This window comes from Bacteroidales bacterium, assembly GCA_016707785.1.
In the GTDB taxonomy this organism is placed as follows: domain Bacteria; phylum Bacteroidota; class Bacteroidia; order Bacteroidales; family UBA4417; genus UBA4417.
In genome coordinates this window covers 140,603-162,814 of record JADJGZ010000006.1, presented here as the reverse complement: position 1 = coordinate 162,814, position 22,212 = coordinate 140,603, and the positions used below count along the sequence as shown (strand labels likewise).

The 22,212-nt window shown below is 37.3% G+C and carries 18 protein-coding genes; all 18 read right to left on the bottom strand.

Annotation, left to right across the window (positions count from 1 at the left end):
- Nucleotides 1–72: 72 nt before the first annotated feature.
- Nucleotides 73–1,377: a glycosyltransferase family 39 protein gene (locus IPH84_05715; GenBank protein MBK7172723.1), complete on the bottom strand. Its 1,305-nt coding sequence runs from the start codon at nucleotides 1,375–1,377 to the stop codon at nucleotides 73–75.
- A 225-nt stretch (nucleotides 1,378–1,602) separates the two neighbouring features.
- Nucleotides 1,603–2,640 (bottom strand): glycosyltransferase family 2 protein, encoded by a 1,038-nt coding sequence (locus IPH84_05710; protein ID MBK7172722.1) that lies wholly within the window; start codon nucleotides 2,638–2,640, stop codon nucleotides 1,603–1,605.
- A 65-nt stretch (nucleotides 2,641–2,705) separates the two neighbouring features.
- Complete coding sequence (locus IPH84_05705) at nucleotides 2,706–3,569, bottom strand: class I SAM-dependent methyltransferase (protein ID MBK7172721.1); 864 nt, start codon at nucleotides 3,567–3,569, stop codon at nucleotides 2,706–2,708.
- Nucleotides 3,570–3,597: 28 nt separating this feature from the next.
- Nucleotides 3,598–4,530: a polysaccharide deacetylase family protein gene (locus IPH84_05700; protein ID MBK7172720.1), complete on the bottom strand. Its 933-nt coding sequence runs from the start codon at nucleotides 4,528–4,530 to the stop codon at nucleotides 3,598–3,600.
- 5 nt (nucleotides 4,531–4,535) lie between these two features.
- The gene (locus tag IPH84_05695; protein ID MBK7172719.1) at nucleotides 4,536–5,867 is read right to left on the bottom strand and encodes an NAD(P)/FAD-dependent oxidoreductase; all 1,332 of its coding nucleotides are present in this window, start codon (nucleotides 5,865–5,867) and stop codon (nucleotides 4,536–4,538) included.
- A 125-nt stretch (nucleotides 5,868–5,992) separates the two neighbouring features.
- Nucleotides 5,993–7,711: a nucleotide sugar dehydrogenase gene (locus IPH84_05690; GenBank protein MBK7172718.1), complete on the bottom strand. Its 1,719-nt coding sequence runs from the start codon at nucleotides 7,709–7,711 to the stop codon at nucleotides 5,993–5,995.
- 12 nt (nucleotides 7,712–7,723) lie between these two features.
- Complete coding sequence (asnB, locus tag IPH84_05685; GenBank protein ID MBK7172717.1) at nucleotides 7,724–9,604, bottom strand: asparagine synthase (glutamine-hydrolyzing); 1,881 nt, start codon at nucleotides 9,602–9,604, stop codon at nucleotides 7,724–7,726.
- A gap of 104 nt (nucleotides 9,605–9,708) precedes the next feature.
- On the bottom strand, nucleotides 9,709–10,563 hold the full coding sequence (locus IPH84_05680; GenBank protein ID MBK7172716.1) for a hypothetical protein: 855 nt from the start codon (nucleotides 10,561–10,563) through the stop codon (nucleotides 9,709–9,711).
- 1 nt (nucleotide 10,564) lies between these two features.
- On the bottom strand, nucleotides 10,565–11,587 hold the full coding sequence (locus IPH84_05675) for a Gfo/Idh/MocA family oxidoreductase (GenBank protein ID MBK7172715.1): 1,023 nt from the start codon (nucleotides 11,585–11,587) through the stop codon (nucleotides 10,565–10,567).
- On the bottom strand, nucleotides 11,584–12,597 hold the full coding sequence (locus IPH84_05670) for a DUF354 domain-containing protein (protein ID MBK7172714.1): 1,014 nt from the start codon (nucleotides 12,595–12,597) through the stop codon (nucleotides 11,584–11,586). Before IPH84_05670 ends, IPH84_05675 begins: the two co-directional genes overlap by 4 nt.
- Before the next feature lie 31 nt (nucleotides 12,598–12,628).
- Nucleotides 12,629–13,789 carry a UDP-N-acetylglucosamine 2-epimerase (non-hydrolyzing) gene (gene wecB, locus IPH84_05665; protein MBK7172713.1) on the bottom strand — a complete coding sequence of 387 codons (1,161 nt, stop codon included), beginning with the start codon at nucleotides 13,787–13,789 and terminating at the stop codon, nucleotides 12,629–12,631.
- A gap of 26 nt (nucleotides 13,790–13,815) precedes the next feature.
- Nucleotides 13,816–14,334: an acyltransferase gene (locus IPH84_05660; GenBank protein MBK7172712.1), complete on the bottom strand. Its 519-nt coding sequence runs from the start codon at nucleotides 14,332–14,334 to the stop codon at nucleotides 13,816–13,818.
- Nucleotides 14,331–15,572, bottom strand: coding sequence for a hypothetical protein (locus IPH84_05655; protein ID MBK7172711.1), 1,242 nt, complete (start codon nucleotides 15,570–15,572; stop codon nucleotides 14,331–14,333). The genes IPH84_05660 and IPH84_05655 overlap by 4 nt, the downstream gene beginning before the upstream one ends.
- Nucleotides 15,569–16,639 (bottom strand): glycosyltransferase, encoded by a 1,071-nt coding sequence (locus IPH84_05650; GenBank protein ID MBK7172710.1) that lies wholly within the window; start codon nucleotides 16,637–16,639, stop codon nucleotides 15,569–15,571. The genes IPH84_05655 and IPH84_05650 overlap by 4 nt, the downstream gene beginning before the upstream one ends.
- Entirely contained in the window at nucleotides 16,636–17,757 is a 1,122-nt protein-coding gene (locus IPH84_05645) for a glycosyltransferase (GenBank protein MBK7172709.1), read from the bottom strand. Before IPH84_05645 ends, IPH84_05650 begins: the two co-directional genes overlap by 4 nt.
- A 38-nt stretch (nucleotides 17,758–17,795) precedes the next feature.
- On the bottom strand, nucleotides 17,796–18,914 hold the full coding sequence (locus IPH84_05640) for a glycosyltransferase family 4 protein (GenBank protein MBK7172708.1): 1,119 nt from the start codon (nucleotides 18,912–18,914) through the stop codon (nucleotides 17,796–17,798).
- 111 nt (nucleotides 18,915–19,025) lie between these two features.
- Nucleotides 19,026–20,897: an asparagine synthase (glutamine-hydrolyzing) gene (gene asnB, locus IPH84_05635; protein MBK7172707.1), complete on the bottom strand. Its 1,872-nt coding sequence runs from the start codon at nucleotides 20,895–20,897 to the stop codon at nucleotides 19,026–19,028.
- A 126-nt stretch (nucleotides 20,898–21,023) separates the two neighbouring features.
- Nucleotides 21,024–22,196 (bottom strand): glycosyltransferase family 4 protein, encoded by a 1,173-nt coding sequence (locus tag IPH84_05630; protein ID MBK7172706.1) that lies wholly within the window; start codon nucleotides 22,194–22,196, stop codon nucleotides 21,024–21,026.
- Between the last annotated feature and the right edge of the window lie 16 nt (nucleotides 22,197–22,212).

Sequence of the window (22,212 nt, the reverse complement as noted above, 5' to 3'; positions counted from 1 at the left end):
GAATTCTCTTCATCATTTTAGTATAAGTATTGCTTTACAAATCCTTCGTCAAACAAATAAACCTAAAATCCACTATTGACTTGTTCCTTCTTCAATTTTAAAATTGAACTTAATTGTTTTTGATAAGATGGTTGCTACCCAATAAATAAAGAAAGGTACAACAACAGAGAACATCCTGGTTTCTGCACTCGCCAGTATGCTTCCACCCAGGTAAATCAAGGAGAATATTAGTAAAAATTTGATGGGATTCTCAACATTTATCCAATTTTTAAGTGTTGGAATCAGACTCAAAAGCATTAGCATTACTAACAATCCGTTAAAAGGAATTCGCAGCAAAGTATCAGGGGATTGAAGCTTATATGAATAGGGAAAGTTAAAAAGGATTCTGCTGAGATTGCTATAACAATTTTTTAAGTATTTAACAGGATGATTTTTTATGTTTTGAATAGCTGCATCCCTATATGCATCATCCTGCTCAACACCATGTTTCTTAAATATTTCCAGCATATTGCTATAATGAAGACTGGAGAATTCTGAAAAATAATGAGGTTTTACTTGACTATGCAGATTTAAAGTATCCAAATCTTTCTTTTCAAAGGACATCCAGCTCCCGTACTCATTCTCATGAGGAGTTGACATCCAGTATAAATTATTTCCTCCAACTGAGCTCCAATAGAAGACACGATTCGTCAATGAATAAGAATATATGAGAAAGGGTAATGAAACAATAAATCCAATCATTAGGATCATCATACTTTTCTGGTACATTCGAATTCTCCAATTGAATATCAATAAGAAAATATTTCCCACTATCATGACTAGCAATACATAGCCAAAAATTGTTTTGGTAAGTATTATGGCTCCCAAAACAACTCCTGCCGCTATTAAGTTAATTCTTTGTTTAGGTTTATCTCCTTTTGAAAATGCATGAAGCATGAGCAATAAAAAAAGTACGCTTAAGAATAGAATCAATATCTCAGAGAGCATTACGGGAAGAAATTCAAGCGCATTTATATAGAATCCCCAGAATAAACTAAAAGCAAGCGCTAATTTTATGTTGACTGATCTTTTTAATGAGATAAATAGCAGTACAACAGAAAGATAGTAGAGAACGGCATTGAATAATGATATCGTTATCAATGGCAAATTCAGGGCAAGGAAAGGCATCATTAATATTGGATATCCAGGGCCATTACTCAGGTCGATATCTGGGGGAGGTGGCGAATAAATACCATTCAGTAAGTTATTTGCAAATATCAGGTAACGATTCTCATCCCCATAATGAGTATCAGAGTGTAGAAAAAAAACAATAAAAAGGTATAACACCAAAAGCGGCAGAAAGAAGATAAATGGGTTTTTGGGAATAGAAAGCTTCATCTTAGATAGTTTTTAATATCACTATTATTGGAGTATAGTATTATTCTACACTCATCACACTATGCATTATGGGAATTAATAATTCTTTAAATCAGAAAGAAATATTCCTATTATTCAGAATGAAAAAGTAATTGTCAAACAAGAAGTTAATGACGCTGTTGCAAAGAGAATTTACAATTCGAAACAGTAATCCTATCACATTATAAGAAAGATGGTCTAGGTTTATTATTTTCTTGCTTTTAATGAGGTTCCGAGATGGAACATTTCTTCAAAGTATCGTTTACTTTGAAGAGAAAGGAAGCCGAGGCTCAAGAATTGGATAGCAGCGAGGAAAGTGACACCTCCTACAAGAAAAGTATGAGGGTTTTTCTTAAACTGAAGTGCAAGACTTGTGGAGAATGGGTCTTCAATTAACTGAGGATGAGCATAAAGATCCGGTAGTGCAGAAATAGTATCATATAGAAGCCAAATCAACTCATACATTGAGAGAGCCATTAAAAATGCACCGATAATGAGGAAGAAAATGTATGGTCTGAAAATAAATGCCGACATCAATCCAGAGAAAAATCCCCTGATTACTCTCATACTTGAGGTCCTTTTTTCAGCAAATTTGTTTTGTTCAGTCCAATCCAGGTGTGCCGGAATTTCAATGATTTTAGCTCGTAAAATCATAGCCTTATACATGATTTCAGGATTTATTTCATAATCCCTGGTTTTCAGGTTTACATAAAGTATAAATTCCTTCCTATATGCTCTTACCATACCTGTAAAAGTGTGGTACTTCTCCTGAGCAGCAAATTTCATGAACTTGTTTACCCATTTACTCATTATTCTTCTTGAAAAAGGAACAGCCGTTACCTGTCCACCTTTCATATATGGTGAAGCTACAACAATATCAGCCTTTGTTTCTGTCATCTTATCAACAAGACGCTCAATATGGTCTACATCATAGCTTAAATCAATATCCAACACTACAATAATGTCACCCCTTGCATTACAAAATCCAGTTTTAAGAGCATTACCCAGGTTAAGATTTGTTGGGTGGTGGATGACTCTTAAACGGGATTCCTTTTGCTCATATTCATTAGCTATTTGTCCGGTTTTATCTTTACTACCATCATTAATGATAACAATCTCCCAATTATACTTATCATTTTTTGTTTCCAGGTAGCTGATAACTTTGTCAAGATTTGCCTTCAGAATTGCTTCTTCGTTATAACAAGGAAGGACAATACTGATTGATGTCTTATTATTCGACTCCATAGTTAAAAGTTTTAAACAAGAATATTATAAGTGGAAGTTTGCTGTATACTGCAAATATCACTAATTCAGATTTTTTTAAATATATACCATTTAAGATCGTGGAGAGGGTAGATAACAGAAAAGTTTCCTGCCACTGCAATTGACCATGAGAAAACTTGTTTTTTAAAAACAAACTTTGGTAATTTTTCATCTAGCAATGAAAAAGCATGTTTTACATTGATTTTTTTTATCGGGTGCCCTTTAGCTACTAATTTAAATCCATGATTTTCTAGGATATACCGGAGACTGTCATCTGAAAACCAGTGCAACACACTTGGAGGGCTGTACTCATGCCATTTCTTACCTAAGAACCTGGCTATCAAGCTTTTTACATTCCATGATTCAATTAGGAGAAAGCCATTGGGTTTAAGAAGTGCTTCAACGTTATTGATTGCTTTGTGAAGATCATAAAAATGGCCTATAACCTGAATCATTGTGATCAGGTCATACTTCTTTTCTGTTATATAATCTTCCAGGCTGGATGTGGAGACATTGAAGTTAAAGTTATCTCTTCCATATTTAGCCATTGTATTATTTGGCTCGACCCCCTCGCATTTCCAGCCAAAGTTTTTGAATCCTTTCATGATAAATCCAGCAGCACTCCCAACATCTAACAGTTCACCAGTTGGCATATAACGTTGGACTATTTTCGCATATCTTTCCCCAGCCTTTATCAGCAAATCTTTTTCCTCCAGATAATTTGGATAACCCGCCTTCCCTTCAAAAAAGTACTCGTCAGAATAAACTTCATCAATGTGATTATCAAAGTTATGCATATCAGCAAACCTATGATGACAACTTTTGCACTCCATGATTGGAATTCCGTTCTTTTCGAACAGGAATGCTTTATTCTCCGTACAATTTAAATTTGATTCACAGTGCTGGGTCATTTTATGGCGTTATTAAGGTGAGTGCATATTAGATGGATTTTGAGAATTCCGACATATTTACAAGATTAAAATGTTTTTGTAATTGCTTTATTGCATACTTAAAAACAGAGACTTTAGTATCACTTGCCAGGTTCATTCCCGGGAAAAAAGCTAATTCTTTAACTTTATCGCCCCCGATTAAATCAAGCGGATGCAAGAGGTAACTTGGTCTGGTACCAGTTAACTTGCATAAAGCGATAGCTAAGAATAGATATATTTTCATTAAAAGAGGAGACATTCCGTTCAGATAAACCAAGTAGCTTAAATGGAAAGGTATTCGTAGAACAGGAATTGTTGTAACCGGAATCTCCAGAATTTTTCTACCTTCCTTTAGTTTATGGAAATAGGGTTTATTCGGTCGAAGGCCATCACTAAACTTCCCAAATAGTTCTTTCCTTGCTTTCCGTTCCTCAGCAGGCAGGTCTGATTTTGAAAAATAGTACATCCTTGCCAGAGGACCCAACCATGTTGGTAAAGTAGAAGCGTCATACAAATAGCCTCTCTTACAGATTACTTCCAGAAGGTCAAAACTCCAACTAAATCCAGGACCTCTGAATCCAATTGTTTTATGGCCAGTGGCGGCATAAATTGCTTCCTCAGCCATGATGATCTCTTTCTCTATTTTTTCATAGGAATATGTTTGCAACCAGGATTCATGATGATAGGAATGATTTCCCAACTCATGGCCCCGATCAGTGATCATCTTGATGTACTTTACATTATTTTCATTTTCCGTATCCTTTCCTACAATGAAGAAAGTAATTTTCAAATTCAATTCATCCAGGACATCCAGGATATGTGGAACAAAAATTTGAAAATATGAAGGATAGGAATCCCAGCCCTCATCGCCATGTATTTTCATATATGACCATTGATTATCGAGGTCAAGCGAGATACTGGCTAATGGTTTATTCATATTCATATAGTTTATAATACTTCTTTCAATTTTGATTCTGCTACAAAAATTGTCTCATTAACATTCAATGTACCATTTATAATTTGTGATGAATTGATTATATGGTAATTAGTTATTGAAGTATGAATTCCCGGAAGTTTTTTTGAATAGCCTATTGTCGGCAGTGCAAATACAATTCGGGCTTTGGACACACCCCAAAACACAAGGTCTTCCTCCGACAAATCAGGGTACATCTTTCTTAAAGCGCCATAAAATGATTCTTTCAATTCTTCATCTGTAAGATTAAATAATGGGTCATCCACTTCAACATATTTAGGAAGATACACCAGATTATTCCCTTTAACTTCCTGTTTATCAATCAATGCGGTCATCTCAATAATACCCGTAAATGGAGGCCATGGATCCGTAATATTTGTCACATAATATGGAGAAATTGACTTTTTTAGCATTAATGAAGGACAGATCACTCCGAGGTATTTAATACTTCCATGATCAGTCTTTTCTTTTTCAGTAAGAGATGGTGCAATATTTACAGAAGGTTTTGATGTAAGAGTAGAAATAACTTTATCAAATACAAGGGTTTCACCAGCTGAAGTAGTGACATTGATGCCCTGATATTGATTATGCTCAACGGTTTTTACCTCGGTGTTCAAATGAAAGGTCACACCTGAATCGATAAGATGCTGTGCAAATTTAGTATTGATTCTTTCGTAACCGCCCTTAATATAGCCAAACATTTCTTTTTTCAGACCACTCTTACGGGCAGCGTACATTCGCTGAATTGTTGACCAGATAAATGCTGCTGATGTATTTTTGTAATTGTCGCCCAACTTTGCTTTTAAAAGCGGTAGCCAAATTTTTTCAAATACTCTTCTTCCTGACCAGCGGGATAACCATTGCTGAACAGGAATTTCCTCCAATCTTTGCCAGTCAGTAATTTTAGATGCCACAAAAATGGTGATACCCAAGCGAAATTTATCAATCAGGTTGAGAGGTGGGAATTTGAAAAATTCTATCAGGTTTGACATTGAATGTAGTTTCATGTCAGAAAAGAATCCTGTTCTGGTTTCCACCCACTTAAACTCATCATCCAAACCAATTTCTGATAAAATTTTCCGGGTGTGAAGATCTGACATCAGGATTACATGATAGTATTTATCCCAGATAACTCCATTCATATCCCATGAACTGGTAAGTCCTCCAGCTTTATTCGCTGCTTCAAGGATAGTAACTTTATGACCCTTCTGGCTCAACCGGAGGGCCAATGTCATTCCAAGAATACCACCTCCAATTATTCCATAGGTGCGAGAGCTGGACACTTCTTCCGCTAATTTATCCTGCATATAATTTTCATTCAAGCTTGAAACAGCTACCCTGAAGATTTGTTTTCAGGGTAGCTTCATTAGAAGTAATGTGAATTATAGATTCTTGTGAATTAGCAATCTAAACAAGCTATATTCAAAAAAACCTAAATATTCTCTGCTATCTCTGATAGCTTCGGAGTAAAACCGTTGAAATCAGGAACAGAGTGAATTGGATCTGCATCTGCAATTTCACAACCAGTGGAGCAAGTCTTAGCCAATCGTTGAACATCGGCGAAGGCTACTTTATTATAGTCATCAAAAGCGTAATTTTTGTTATAGAAGGCTATTAGATTTGTTAGTTCTTTAGCCAAGCCTTTTTCCATTACTCTAAAGCTATCGTGCACGAATCCAACAAATTCAGCAGACGGATTTTCTGTTCCTCTTCCAATACCAGTATATGGGATTCCAGCTTTTTCAAAATACTCAGCTCTATAAATGTTACATGCGTCAACAACTCCTTTAAGAGATTGTGGTTCAGAGACTATCTCATCAATTTTATCCATGTATTCCTTATGAGAATTACAAAGGATAATATAGTCAGCACTTTTCAATGCTTCCGATAAATCTCTGGTATAATGGCCGAACTGGTCATATTTTTCGAGGTTCTGGTCATCATCTTTTACATATGGATCGTGCATAATGTAATCATAATCATTGTCTCGCAGATAGTTTGCCAAAGTAAGCGTAGGAGAATTCCTGGTATCTTCTGAATTAAACCTGTAAGCTACTCCAAGTAAAGCAATCCGCTTACCCTTCATACTACCGAATTTCTTTTCCGCTTGTTTGAACGTGAAAGATGGTGAATCATCATTAATCAACCTTGAGTTCAGGATCAGGCTATTACTAGTATCTGTTCCGGTTTCGATATTTCTCCACCATAATAAAATTCCATCTTTTGGCAGGCAATGACCACCCACTCCAAGCATTGGAATAAGAATTCCTCCACTGGGGACTGCATTAGGATCGGCAGTTGCATTATCTGATTGAGCCATACTTGCATTAACCTGATCCCGAACTTTGTAAAAGTCGATATTATTTTGATCACAGTACCTTACTATTTCAGTAGAGAAGGCGATCCTTACGTCCCTGTAGGCATTTTCAAGGGTTTTAACAATCTCGGCAGTAAGACTGTTCGTCTGGAAAACTTCCCCATTGGTAACGATATGTTTATATAACCTGGCGATAAGTTTAGGTGTTTCGGGGTGTAAACCACCAGCCAGTTTATCTGATTCACGGATACGTTCAACAAGTCGACCGGGCATTACCCTGTTAGGACTATTTCCAAGGAGAATATCCTTACCTTCCTGCAGGCCATATTTTTGAAAATGAGTTCTTATTAGAGTATCCATTGTGGTTGGAGCTAATGTTGACTCAAAGACAACCATAGGAACTTTTCCGGCAGGTTTTTTGCTTAAGGCTTCTCCTAATTTGTCAAGGGCTCCGAATAAAGGTCCATAATCTGGTTCGAATCCTTTTTTATCAGTCTGAACTGAAACAAGAATCACATCGGCATCTGAAAGATTGGAAAAATCAGAAGTAGCAGAGAGTAAACCTGCCTGAACTGCTTCCCTTGTTATATCATCCAAATCAGGTTCAATTCCGCCAATTACAGATTTTCCACTATTAATAGCGTCCACTTTCCAACCCGAATTTCTGGAATCTCTTTGAACGACCAGTACTTTGGCGGGAGTGTCGGTACCGATCATAATTCTAGCTTTAGCCAGCATACTGGCCATAGGCATACCAACGATTCCGGGGCCAATTACCCCAATTTTTTCAATTTTCCAGGTTTCTGATTTGATAGGTGATGTTTGATTTTCCATAGAGAGTATTTGTTATTTATCGATAAATTGATTGAACCATAATTCCAAAGACAGAATGCCCCACAAACCCCTACTGAAAGGTTGTTCAGAGTTGATAAGCTGTTCCACATATTGGGTATTTATAATATTTCTTTCTCTTGCATTTTTGGAGAGTAGGACATCGAGAATAAAGTCTTTAGCTTTATTTTTTGACCAGATGTGAAGTGGCACCGGGAATCCCATTTTGTCCTTTCGATTTAAAATGGGTTCGGGCATAAAATCTTTGATTGTCTTTTTCAACAGGTATTTCATTTCCCCTCCTTTAAATTTCATACCTGCCGGCATACGGGAAATCAGATCTACAATTCTTCTATCCAGCAGTGGCACCCTGGATTCGATAGAGACTGACATACTCACCCTATCCTCAACCTGCAATAAACCTGGCAAGCTTCCGAACATATCAAAGTGAGTCATTTTATTGAAATAGCTTTTTGTATCAGAATGGTTGAAATATCCTGAGAACTTTGCGAATATATCTTCTTCATTTGATTGTGCAAGGAATTCGGGATTAAAGAACATCTTTGAAGATCCCATCCGGTTAATCAAATTGAAATACCTGCGATCCATAGGTTCAAATGCGCCATCGTTCCAGAATGATTTCATCATTGGGATGTATTGACGCAGGGAAGGCAGGTTGGGAAGGATTGATTTTAGTGACACAATATGTTCTTCCTCCTCATTTGATTCGAAAATTGCACCTTTAACCGCTTGTTCCAGATATGCAACAAGGTATCGGGCGTATCCCCCGAATATTTCATCACCTCCCTGACCTCCCAGAATTACTTTCACATGCTGAGAAGCATACTTTGAAACAATATACTGAGGGAAAAGACCTGGGCCTGCAACAGGCTCGTCAAGGTGATAAATTAATTTGGGAAGATATTGAATAAATTCGTCCTCAGTTGGGTAGATCTCATGAAGGTTTGCATGAGCTGCTCCAGCAGCAATTCTGGCATACTTTAATTCATTAAATTCAGGCCCTTCATGGAAAGCTCCGCTAAATGAGCTTATTTGATTATCTAAAAATTTAGAGGCTAAAATCGTAACCAGAGAAGAATCCAGCCCCCCGCTAAGATAGGTTCCAACAGGTACATCACTTCGGAGTTGTTGGGAAATAGTTTCTTCAAGGATTTTTCTGAGTTCTACAATGAAGTATTCCTCATTATGATAAGGGTCTAGTTTAAAATTCGGCTCCCAATATTTTTTTTCTTTATAATCCCAATTGGTCATGTCAATCTGTAGCTGATGCCCGGGCTTAATTTTGAATACATTCCGGAACATAGTCTCCTCTCCCATAACAAACTGGAAAGTGAGGTATTCATACATATTATCAAGATCATATGCAGCAGTAACATCAGGATGTGCAAGGATTGCTTTTATTTCGGATCCAAATAGTATTTTATTATCATCACGATACCAGTACAAAGGTTTAATGCCAAAGTGGTCCCTGGCGATAAACAAGCAGTTATTTCTTTTATCATGAATGATGAAGGCAAACATACCATTCAGATCATTTACAAATGACTGTCCATATTCATGGTAAAGGTGCAGAATTACTTCGGTATCTGAAGTAGTTACAAAATTGTGCCCTTTTGCTATCAGGTCATTTCGTAATTCAATATAATTGTAGATTTCTCCATTGAAAACGATGGTATAATCAAGAAATACCATTGGTTGCCTGCCGGTTGACAGGTCAATAATAGATAAGCGTTTATGGAAGAAACCTACAGGGCCAAGAACGATTGACCCTTCTTCATCAGGTCCACGATGATGAATTGTTGTTGCCATCCGGGTAAGCAAGTCCAGATTTGCAGAAGTCCCATCTTTATTTACAATCCCAACAAAACCACACATTTGAAATTAAATTTAAGTATTACTTAATCAATATTTATAGAAACTGCTTCCTATAATTAATCTCTATTTGATTGCTACTATTAGAGGTATAATAACGACTGTAATTAAAGATATTTTTCTATGAGTTCCTTTGTTTCTTTAATGTGTGATATAGAAGAAGCACCAAACAAGACTGATTCTATTTTAGGAAGCCCTCCCAGGTATTCTATTGCCTGGGTTGGAGGTAATGCTCCCGCAGCTAACACTTGCATTGCGATGCTTCTGAATTCTTTCTCCCTCAAGTATTTTTCATAAATTTCAATTCCACCTGACATTCGGAATCCAATTTTATTAATTGATGAACAAATGATTGGATTTTTAATTCCCTGTTTTTCTAAAACATCAAACAGAGCTGGAAGGTTCATTGTAATATACCCTGGTTCAGCATTATATTTTTTCCTGATATAATGATCATATTCAGAGAATACTTCATTCATTCCGAGACCCAAAATCAGGTCAACAAGAACATTCTGGATAAAAATGACCGGAGTATCAATACCCTTGAACATCTTCATTTCAGCGTCTATTAATATCTGCATAAGTTTAATAAAATCCTTATTCAGATAGGCCATTCCTCCCTTAGCGAAAGTGGCAAAAAGATTGCCCGGCACATACTCTTTGATCGTTCCTACGATTCCAAGTTCTGTTACAGCATTTGCGTATTTGTGGGCGTAAGGCATGCAGGGGTATATCTTAAAGTCCTGGTAATGCTTGGGTTGCGCTCTCATATGATCACAAATACGGGCAATTCTGTCATGAGTGGTACACATAAATGTTTGGATGCCAATATCAATTGATTGGTCAATTACCTTAATGATGGCTTTATCATCTTTAAAGCGGATAGACTGGGCCCTCGATTTTTCATCTGAGAGATGACTTACGGCAAAAAACTGGTTATCTCCTAAAAGTACTTTTTCCATATCAGTTGGATTTGGCTTTAGCAATGATCATTTCAATAACATAATCAGTAGTATGAGCCTGGTGAAAGGTATTATACTGACTTTGCCTTTTATTTAAAAGTGATTCCACGAAATGGTCAATTTGTGCAGAGTATTCTTCTCCGCGAAGGTAAAAGTTGACAGGAATTGCAAAATCTGTTATATACCTGATGGTCCAACCTTTGTCGAGGTTTTCCGTGAGGTTGGGTTCCTTTAAATAGATTTTTATTTCAGTTGCGTCGCACACAATTTTACCTTTTTTCCCCTGGATGGTAAGAGAGGTGGACATTTTGCGATATGTTTCATCACTCCAATTTACAAGCAGGGTGCCTGTTACTCCGGTTGACAGTTTCAATATCGCATAAACAGCATCTTCCACCCCTTTGGAGTAAACACTTTTCAAGTCAGCACCCAGGACTTTTTCGGGAACTCCAATAATTTCCTGAATAAGATTAATAACATGCGAGGCATAGTCATTTAAGCATCCTCCGCCTTCTTCGGCAACTGACCGCCAGGTTCCGCCCTTTTCTTTTGTCACTACCGGGCCATAAGCTTCTCCTGAGAAGTGAATCAGGTCACCCAAAATATTCGCTTTGAGCAATCGCTTCAACTCCCGGAAAGTCCCTATAAAATGATTATGGAATCCCACCTGATTGACAAGATTTTTTGATGCGGCAAGTTCAACAAGTTCCTTTCCTTCACTTATTTTAAGTGTAAAAGGTTTTTCACAAAAAACATGTATTCCTTTCTCCAAAGCATATTTCACCATTGGATAATGGAACTTTGTAGGTGTAGCGACAACAACGAAATCAAGTATCTCGGTATCCAACATTTTTTTATAGTCAGAATAAGCCGTTACCTTACTAAATTTCCGGAAGGCCTCAAGGACCAGAGCTGAAGTGTCGCAAACGGCTACCATATCAACCATTGGATGTGCTCCAACAATTGCTGCATGGGATATACCCATTTTCCCCAGTCCAAGGATTGCTCCTTTTAGTTTGTTCATTTTTTCAATGTTAGGATTAAATTTTTTATCAAAGAATAGGACTCAAACCCTTCATTGAGTGTTTTATTCTCACGTTCTATTGAGCTGTTAATGTCGATGAAATTCTTGATGTCTTCAAATGAAACCTTAGGGTTCATCAATATGAGTCCTTTATTAATTAAGTATTTATCAACTTCAAGTAATTCAGCCTGATAAATTGAGATGACAGGAAAACCAAGCACGGCAAGTTCCCTGGTCATTGATCCTCCAGCACCTATGAAGATAAGGCAATTCATTGTAATTTCATTCAAACTAAGTGCTTTTTCTGCAACCTGCAATGATTTGAATTTAGGTTGCTTATAATATTCCTTTTGATTTCCATCCCTTGGAAGAATAATGATAGAATAATCATTGGAAAGTTTCAGTATGGCATCATCGAAGAAATTGACAGGCCCTTTGTAATACTGTGCTGACCATGGCTCAGGCCTGAAATATATTACCTTTTTTGAACTGTCGGCATAAGTTTTCCGATCCTTTATTTGAGATAGATATATAGCTTCTTTCACACTAGGGTAAAAGCTAAGTTTTTTCAGTAAAGGCCATTTCTTTGTGAAGTTTTTCGATTGCATTACTTCCGGAAGGACCACTTTGGTTGCAAAAGGAAATGCAATCAGGTTTCCTTTTGCATGTTCATTGTCATTTGTATAAACACAGGGTACTGATAATAGCCAGGAAATAAATGGCTGATAAAAACTACTTTGACTGGCAGCTACATCTGGTTGAACACCTTTGACAAACTTGAATAGTTTATACAATCGAACAGGAAAATAGAGGATTTTATTAAAAGTCCCTTTCCTGACTTTATCACCAACAATCTGAAAATTGAGTCCATTAATCTTAAGAAGATCAACTGTATTGCCTGAATCCCTGCATGTAATGAATACCTGGTGGTTATCTTTCTCAAATTCCCTGATAAAGGGAATAAAGAAAGAAACTTGCGGAGTATTAATAAAATCAAGCCAAATCTTCATATACCTGAATAAATTAATCCAATGCTTTTTTCTAGGCTTTCAGTGAATCTAACAGGACTTCCAATATTCTTTCTGCTGTTTTTCCATCCCATAATTCAGGTCTGGAAGGCTGACGTTTCAATTGTAAAGCGTTTTGATATTCTTCCCTGATTCTTTGGATATTATTTCCGACCAGTACGCTGGCACCCCCATTTTTTCTGAGAGTTATAGGGCGTTCAGTGTTCGATCGCAAGGTGAGGCAAGGGGTTCCCAATACGCAACATTCTTCCTGCAACCCACCTGAATCAGTAAGCATCAGTTTTGCACCAATATTTAATCTGAGCATTTCAAAATAGCCAACAGGTTCCAGTAATATCATAGCTGGATGGTTCACTACCTTGTCCCACAAACCGGCATTTTTAAGTTGTTTTCTGGCCCTGGGATGTATTGGCCAGATCATACTAAATTTTTGTGCGACTTCATCCAGCAGAAAATTCATCAATTGTTCAAGGATCACTTCTGAGTCAACATTGGATGGGCGATGCAAAGTTATGACAGCATATTCTCCATCTTTCGGGAAATTAGTACCCGGGGATTCTCCATGAACAAGATTCTCCGTTATAATTTGGCTAATACTCAGCGCTTCGGCTTTAGCCCTGTTTGCTTCCAGGGTATCTATCATTATATTACCGACAAATTTTATTTTTTCGTCGGCAACACCTTCATTTCTCAGGTTTTCTGAAGAGATGAGATCCGGGGTCAGCAGTAAATCAGAAAGTCGGTCAGTAACCAACCGGTTAATCTCTTCAGGCATACTCATATCGCCCGACCTGAGTCCGGCTTCAATATGACAGACTTTTATATTATGTCTTTTTGCAATCACAGAGCATGAGAGGGTAGCATTTACATCACCCAATACGATAACCCAATCGGGAGTGTGATCCAGGAGTACTTTTTCAAAAGCGATCATTGTATATCCCAATTGTTCAGCATGGCTTCCGGATCCTATTTCCAGATTAATATCAGGGTCAGGGATACCTAACGCATCAAAAAAAGCCTCAGACATTCTGACGTCATAATGCTGGCCAGTATGAACAAGAATATGTTCAACAGGGTTCCCCGGGTTTTTGATATTATGCTGCTGAATTGCCTTAATCAAAGGGGCAATCTTCATAAAATTAGGCCTGGCACCAACTACTGAGATTAATTTCATGTCACTTAATTCAAAATATTTACTTCTTATTGGTTCCTGTATTTAAGAACCTTTGCAGGCACTCCTCCAGCAATTGCATAATCAGGGATATCTTTTGTAACAACAGCTCCTGCCCCTACAATGACATGATTCCCAATTTTAACTCCGGGAGTAATAATTACATTAGCTGAAAGCCAAACGTCGTTACCAATCTGTGTAGTTTCAGCACTAACTCCCTGCAATGCAACCGGAATATCCAGGCGGGCAAAAGAGTGATTTTTTGTGTATATCTTCACATCGGGGCCCATTATCACATAATCTCCGATAATGGTATTGGATTGAATCAGGCAATTGGTACCCAATTCGGAATTATCCCCGATTTCGATGAACATTGAGATATCTGCATTCCTTTTAACCCTAAGCCCCTTTCCACATTTTCGTATGAATGATCTCACCAGAACCTTTCTCAGGTAAGGGAAAAACAGTGCATAAGGCCTGAAGATTTCAGGAGTAAATCTCATGAAAGCAATGTAGACAAAATAGAGTAACTTCTTGACTATCATCATATTCTAGTTTCTGAAAAATACTGAATTGTATACTCGAAAGCAAGAATCATTGTTGTACAAGACCAGCGGAAATATGGAGTTTTAAGCGTATAATATTTGTTTTTTTTATGATAGAATGCACCTTTTCCATTATAAAGATTTGAAAGAGCAATCTTAATAACATCAAACAGCAAAGCATCATTTTTCATTGAAACCCAATTCCCTAAATTAGCCAGTGTTTGAATAGCCTGGGCATAGGTTTGGGATTCGATCGGATACTTAGACCCATTGGAAAAATAGGTAACATAAGAATCCCGGGTGAAGAGATTCCGGATGTAATACTCTGTTCCTTTCTTCAATGCTAAATCCAATGCATCACTGCGTATTCCAGATTTCGATGTGTAAGCAAGGGATTCCAGAGTAAAACCTGTATGAAAATTATCCACCCATTTTCCTTTATCAGACCGGGCATATGGCCAACTCCCATCAGGATTCTGTTCCAATGTCAACAGCTGAATAATTGCTGTGATTTTACTCCGTAAATCCTCATTCCCCATCTCCATTTTGCGGTCAACCATCACCAGGAAATAAAGTGCCAATGCATTGACATTATAGGTAGGATATGTTTGACCAGGATAGTAAAGATACCAACCACGATCGGGTTCCCGGATGAATTTGAGGTCATTTTCAAGAAAATCAAGTATTCCTTGCAATAACCTTCTGGATTCAGCTTTTCGTTCCTGATCAAGGAAAGGGTAGGCATGACAAATTGCAATCCCTGAATTAACCGTATTATATAAATTTGGTGTTAAAACACCGGCACTAATAAACCTGTTTGTATATGGAAAGTTTAGTCCCCATGCTATTTTATCAGGAATTTTTAGACCAACCAACTTATCAAAGAATTGATTGATGGCCTTTGAATTATTTTCCGGATTATTTGATTCTGCTTTTGAAAAGGACGCTTTAAGTGAATGATACCAAAGTAAATCGGAGATGGTTTTAGTATGAACCATTTTTTTCATTCCCAGCCAATGCAAATCGATCGGTGACCTGGAATTTACCTGGTTGGCAATTCTGCGCAATAAAGGGAATGGTTTTGTTAAAGTATCTATCAGAGGATTAGTAAGAGCATCAAACAGATCATATGATTGAAAGGAAGCTTTCCGAATCGTATGCAAAGTATTCACCGTAGCTTCTTCCATAAGAGAGACCAGTGTATCCTTTGATGATTTCATATCCTTCAATTGCTTTTTCATTTAGTAGAAACAATTACTGATCGATAGACCGAAAATAGTCTTTTTTGCATCTCTAAAGGGCTGAATTGCAATGCTACATTCATATTATTCCTTGCGATCGATGAATATAACAATGGGTTATTGATCAGATTTTGGAGAATCTCAGCAAAGACCTCAGGCTCATTTCTGTCTGTTAAATAGCCATTAATGCCTTCATCAATTACATCCGGAATGCCTCCAACCGGTCGCGAGATAACCGGCAGACCATACATCATACTTTCAAGAACCGTTAAAGGCAATCCTTCGGATAAGGATGGAAAAATCAGGATATCAGATTCGGATAAGAGATTGTGTTTCTCTTTACCAGTAACGAATCCAACCATATTGATATTTTTCAATGACTTCGATTGAATTAAGTGTTCTAATTCAGAAAGTGCAGTTCCTTTTCCTGCTATAGTCAATTGCACAGAATTAGGTTTTTGATGGTTAAGTATCCTTGTTGCTTCAAGTGCAACGAAAATGCCTTTATTCCTTTCAATTCTGGATAAAAACAGTAACCGGACAGGTTCGTGCATTTTTTTCTCCGGATCAGAGACTCTGTATTGGGTTAAAAATGAATTATCGGCACAATTTTTTTCGATGTAAATGGGTTGCTTATAACCTAGTGTTGTAAGGCTTTCTTTGAAAACAGAACCTAAAACTATACTTGCCTGGGTTTTCATAAAGGTATGCCTGAACACCCATGAATAAAACTTACTGCTTTTTACTATTTCTTCAAATCCAATTGTCCAGCCGTGCCAAAAAACTACCATTTTTTTATTCCACATCCGGCCGATCAGGATCAGGATTGCTTCCCTGACAAATGCTCTTTTATTAAAGGAAGGGTTCAGATGGATTACATCATAATTCAAGCTGGTCACCATAAATCTAAAGAACATCAATATGGAATCGATCAGATTGAATCTCCCTCTAAAGTAGCCGAATAACTCAAAATAACGAACACCTGTCATATAGGGTTCCAGAATGATATAGAGCTCTGAAACTCCGCCACGTTCCTTTTTACCGGGATAAACAACCAGGACTTTCATGCCTTTTCGGGTTTTTCGGTAAAATTTGAACCTTTTTTGTAATGATTATAAATATTCAGATAACCTGAGACCATTTTTTGAATTGAAAAATGCTCTCTTACTCTATTTTTTCCTGCATTTCCCATGGTAAGACGAAGTGTTTTATCCAGGAGAAGAAGTTCTATTTTTTCGGCAAGAGCCATTGGATTAGCAGCAGGGACTAGAAAACCAGTTTCATTATGCATTACTATTTCGTTTGTTCCACCACCAAGTGTTGCAACTACGGGTTTTCCCAATGCCATATATTCTAAAATAGCATTTGAGATACCTTCAGAAAAGGTAGAAAGGACACAAACATCCATAGCATTGACAAAAGATTCAACATCTGAAATTTTACCCAGGCATCTGAAATGGGGCATGAATTCTTCACCAATGAGTTGATGAGCATTGTTTGAATCTGTATTATCACCAATAGCGCAAAAAACCACATTTATGCCTTTTCTCAAAAGAATTTTAGCAGCTGTAAAATAGGAGTTATAGTCCTTATAATCGGAGAAAGTAGCCACCATTCCTACCAAAAGTGCATCTTCAACCTTCAATTTTTTCTTTATTTCTGATTCAGCCAGGACATTATTCAACCTTTCAAAGTTGAATCCATTATAAATGGCCACAGATTTATCAGCCGGAGCATGATAAGCTTCCAATCCAGCCTTTGAATTTCCGGTAATGCGCTGTGAAAAAGGAAATGTGATCCTGGCCCTGAGCCAGTGTTTGTTCAGAATATTCCTTTGAACCGGTGTATCTACAACCATTCCATTGATTAATGGGATGGAGAGAATCTGGCATACCGGGGCAAGATAAACAGCAGTCATACTGTCCCAGCAATGCACTACATCAGGTTTAATACTTTTACTCAAAGAATAGAACCGGGAAAACATAAAAAAGTCCTTTTTGCCTTTCCTGATCAAATAATGAATGGGTATATTTAGCTCCAACACCTCTTTGTAATAGATTTCGGAATTCATAATGACTAATTCAAAATGAATCCCAGGCATATTCACCAATGCTTTCATGAGTTCTGTCAGCCTGCGTTCCTTACCTCCACATAGCATCCCATTAATTGCGAACAGTATTCTCATTAGCTAATTCAATTCTGATTTAAATAGAAATTGGTAATTCATTGTATATTTAACACTTTCATAAAACGATTAGATGCTGAATCAGCATTATGGTTTTCCCTGACATATTTCATAAGTGAATCCCTGTCAATAGAATTTATTTCACCTGATTCAATCTGTTGTTTCATCTGGTTTATGTCACCATTGCTAAATAAACCAAGCGAGTAATCATTTAACACATTTCCGGGATTAGAGTTCAATGAGATCACCGGAATACCTTTGGCCCAGGATTCGAGAAATGTATTAGGAAAACCCTCAAAATTGGATGTATTGATTAATGCTTTAGATCTGGATATCAGATCGATAGTTTCTGCATGATTCTTTCGACCCACCAGTGAAACATTGGGAAACTCCTTCAATTTTTCCAGTATCAGTTCAGCCCTTTGATCCCTTGCTCCGCCTACTATCAGGAAAGGGATATCTCTTGAGACCATATTGATAATATTGAATAGGTTGTCAACACCTTTGAGTACACTCATCGAGCCTACATGGATATAATAATCACCAATAGACTGTTGCCTGCTCCCAATATAGTCCAAATCAATATTATTAGGGAATATTGATGTTTTTCCAGATTTCTGAAGCCGATTGGTAAGTTGCCCTTTATGTTGAATCAAAACATAATCTGCTTTTCTTAGCAGGAAATTATAAACCAAATCATTCGGGATACAATCAAAGAGGAGTTTCTTTAATGAAACGCTGGATTTATATTCATATTTATACTTCGACATAAATCCCATTACATCCAGGTCGCTTGCAATGGCAATAATGAACCCAGCCTTATTTTTTGAAGCGGCAAGGTATGGAATCAGATGCAGGTAGGAACGCATCCTGACATAATAATAATCAGCTTTTTGAGATTTTAAAGCCCTGTATAACCCGGGAATCCGATTAAAAATCATCCTGAAGCCCTTCAATCCTTGATTCCAACCATGAACTGCAAGAACTTTTATACCATCCTCTGAAACAAAATCCTTCTTAACAATTGGATCAATGATGACAACTTCATGTCCTGATTTAACGAGGGCTTTAGCCAGGAGTGCAATCTGAAGTTCACCTCCGCCTGGTGTAGACCCATTTAGTGCGCCAGATATATTACCCCAAAAACAAATCTTCATACAGGAAAAACTACATCAATACCAGTAAATCACCAGATAATCAGGCATAATAATTTTCTGGATAAACTCACAATTCAAATCAGGCTGGTTTTTTTGCACGCTTATTCATGTTTAGCTGTTTTGCCTGATCCATTCTTCCAGGCACAATAGCTGCCATACACGGTTGCTGAGGTCCCTGTTCCCAAAATAGCTATGTTCCACAATCCTCCTTACCTCATTTTTATCAAGATAAGCAGCTATTTTAGGATTATCTGACAATAAAGTATCTTTAACATATTGTGAGAGATCATCTTTAAACCAAACTGACAAGGGAACTCCAAATCCCTGTTTAGGGTGATTCAGCACATTTTTGGTAAGATGGGGAGCCATAGATTCTTTAAGAATATACTTCTGTTCCATCCCTTTCAATTTCAGATTCCAGGGAATCCTGAAACTCAGTTCTGCAAATACATGATCCAGTAAAGGGACTCTCACTTCAAGTGAGTTCAGCATACTGGCTCTATCCACTTTAGTGAGAATATCATCAACCATATAAGTCTGAAGGTCAAGGTATTGAAGATTACTGATAAAATCGTTGCCTTGTCCTTTTTTTAAGATGGATTCTTTATAATTTTCTGAAGCTTTTGAATAATCAATCTTGTAGTCCTTATTCAAGAGTAAACTTTTTCTTTCTTTTCTTGACAGGAAAGTAAGGTAGGCTGCTGCAGAGCTCTTATTTTGTGAGAGGAAATAAGAAGCACTACTTCCTTTTATATTGTGAGGAATTATTTTATGCAGCGTACCCCAAATCAATTTATTGAGATTCTCTGATTTAAAATTGAGTGGATGAGAGTTGAGGCGTTGGAAGTAATTGTAGATATTGTATCCTGCAAATAATTCATCCCCGCCATCTCCAGATAAGGCAACTGTAACAAATTCCCGGGCCAGTTTTGAGACGTAATATGTTGGAATTGCAGATGAATCAGCATAAGGTTCATCATAAGCTGCGACAAGTTTTGGCAATAATGTGATGGATTCAGGTTCAATAATTTGTTCGTGGTGTTCACAATTGTATTTGGTTGCGATCTCACGGGCATATTCCAGTTCATTGTATTTCTCTTCCTTGAATCCGATTGAGAATGTTTTAATAGGGAGGTTTGAGTTTCTGGCCATCATTGCCACAACAGAGCTGGAATCAATACCTCCGCTCAGAAAAGCTCCTAAAGGAACATCTGAGATCATATGCATGCGAACTGTTTCTGAAAGGCATGATTCAATTTCTTCCATCCAGTCAGATACTGATCGGGAAAAATCAGGTTGAAATTTAATTTCCCAATATTGTTTGGTTTCAACAACAGCCTTATCCTTTAAAGATAAAAGCAAATAATGAGCAGGACGAAGTTTATGTATGTTCTTATAAATAGAGAGATCACTTGTGATATACCCGTAGGAAAGATATGAATCAAGCCCTTCAAAGGAGATGGTTTTGTCAATGTTCCCTGAAGCCATAATTGTTTTGATCTCAGAACCAAAAACCAACTTTTGTCCGTCCAGGTAATAATAGAATGGCTTGATTCCAAATCGGTCACGGGCACAAAAAAGCTGTTGTTTTCTTTTATCCCATATTGCAAAGGCAAACATTCCCCGTAAGTACTGGAGGCAATCTACTCCATACTCTTCATAAAGGTGGAGAATGACCTCCGTATCAGTGGCTGTCCGAAAAGTGTAACCTTTCTTTCGTAGAAGTTCTTTTTGTTCAAGGTAGTTATATATTTCCCCATTGAAGACAAGTGTTACTGATTCATCCTCATTACTGAGTGGTTGATGACCCGTACTTAAGTCAATGATACTGAGCCGCCGAAATCCCAAGCCAACATTACCATCTATGAGGAAGCCTTCATCATCAGGCCCTCTGTGGTAGATGGAATCAGTCATTCGCTTCAACTCTGAAGGTTCAATAACATGATTTCTCTCAAAAAACACCTTACCCGTAATTCCGCACATAAGCTACTATTTTATTATTTCGTCAGGAAAGATCAATAATATAGAAATGACATCTTTTAGAGCAAACAAAGTTTATTCATAAGGGTTCACTGTCAAAAAAACCTGGCTCCTATCAGAATCATCCTATTAATTTAAGCCTCTAATAAAACCAAGCATTCTATCAGCTTGATATTTATAATTAAAAATCGAATTTGTAAGCTTTTGACCGTTTAAGCCCACAATTTTTGCCTGTTCATAATTTTCGATTACGTATAATATCTTCTCTGCCAAAGCAGTGCTATTTCCAGGTTCAACAATGAATGCATCTTTTCCATCACTCAGAAAGTCAGTGATTTCACCAACATCAACCGTGATGACCGGGTTTGCACTTGCCAGGAATTCAGTTAATTTAGAAGGGAAAGATGCCTGAGATTGAAGATTATTTGCTCTTATCATCACGAGAATGTTTGCATGATTGACATATGCAAGAATTTCTTCACGGCTCAGAAACCCCAATAAAGTAAACCTCGATTCCAGTTTCAATTCAGAAACCAGGTTGAGTATTGCTTTTTTATCCTCAGCATTGCAGAACCCTCCAAGGATTAGTTGATAATTGGGAACTGATTTACTCACTTCATAAAAAGCATTGATCAATACATCAACATTATCTCTATCAAAGGTCAGTGATCCAAAATAACCTATAAATGGACCCTGCACGGGCCTGTCACTATTTTTTATAAACCGGGTAGGATCAACAGTGCTTGGGACAAGCAATAGTTTTGATGGATTAGCTCCATGTTGAAGGTAAAAATCAACAAGGTATTTTGATATACAAAATACTCCATCATTCAGGTTTGATTCCAGGAAAAATTTTGCCTTCCCTTTTAATTGATTTAACTTACTTCCCTGAAAGAAACGAAGGGGGTGTTCACTGCATTCTACAACAAGCCTGACACCCAGAACTTTGGCTAATACCCAGGAAAAAAGGTGTGTCACCAGGAGATTTGTCCAAACATTGATAACAGTGATCTTTTCCTGTTTGTGGATATCACGAATGACTTTATAGGTTCGAAAGTACTTTAGAAATTTTTGCCACCTTCTAACCAAAAAACGTTTATGCCTGACTGTTTGAGCAAAAGGGTGGTAGTATTTAATCTTTTCTGTTTCTCCATCCAGGTAAGAAGTATATTCGCTGGCAAAGCAGATCACATGTGTTTTGACACCATTTTCAACAAATCCTTTTCCATAGGTAAACACACGATTGGTAGCTGCTCCACCATCAGGGAAAGTAAATAAGTCTCCAAATATTACTAGACTCATGCGTTCATTGCTTCAT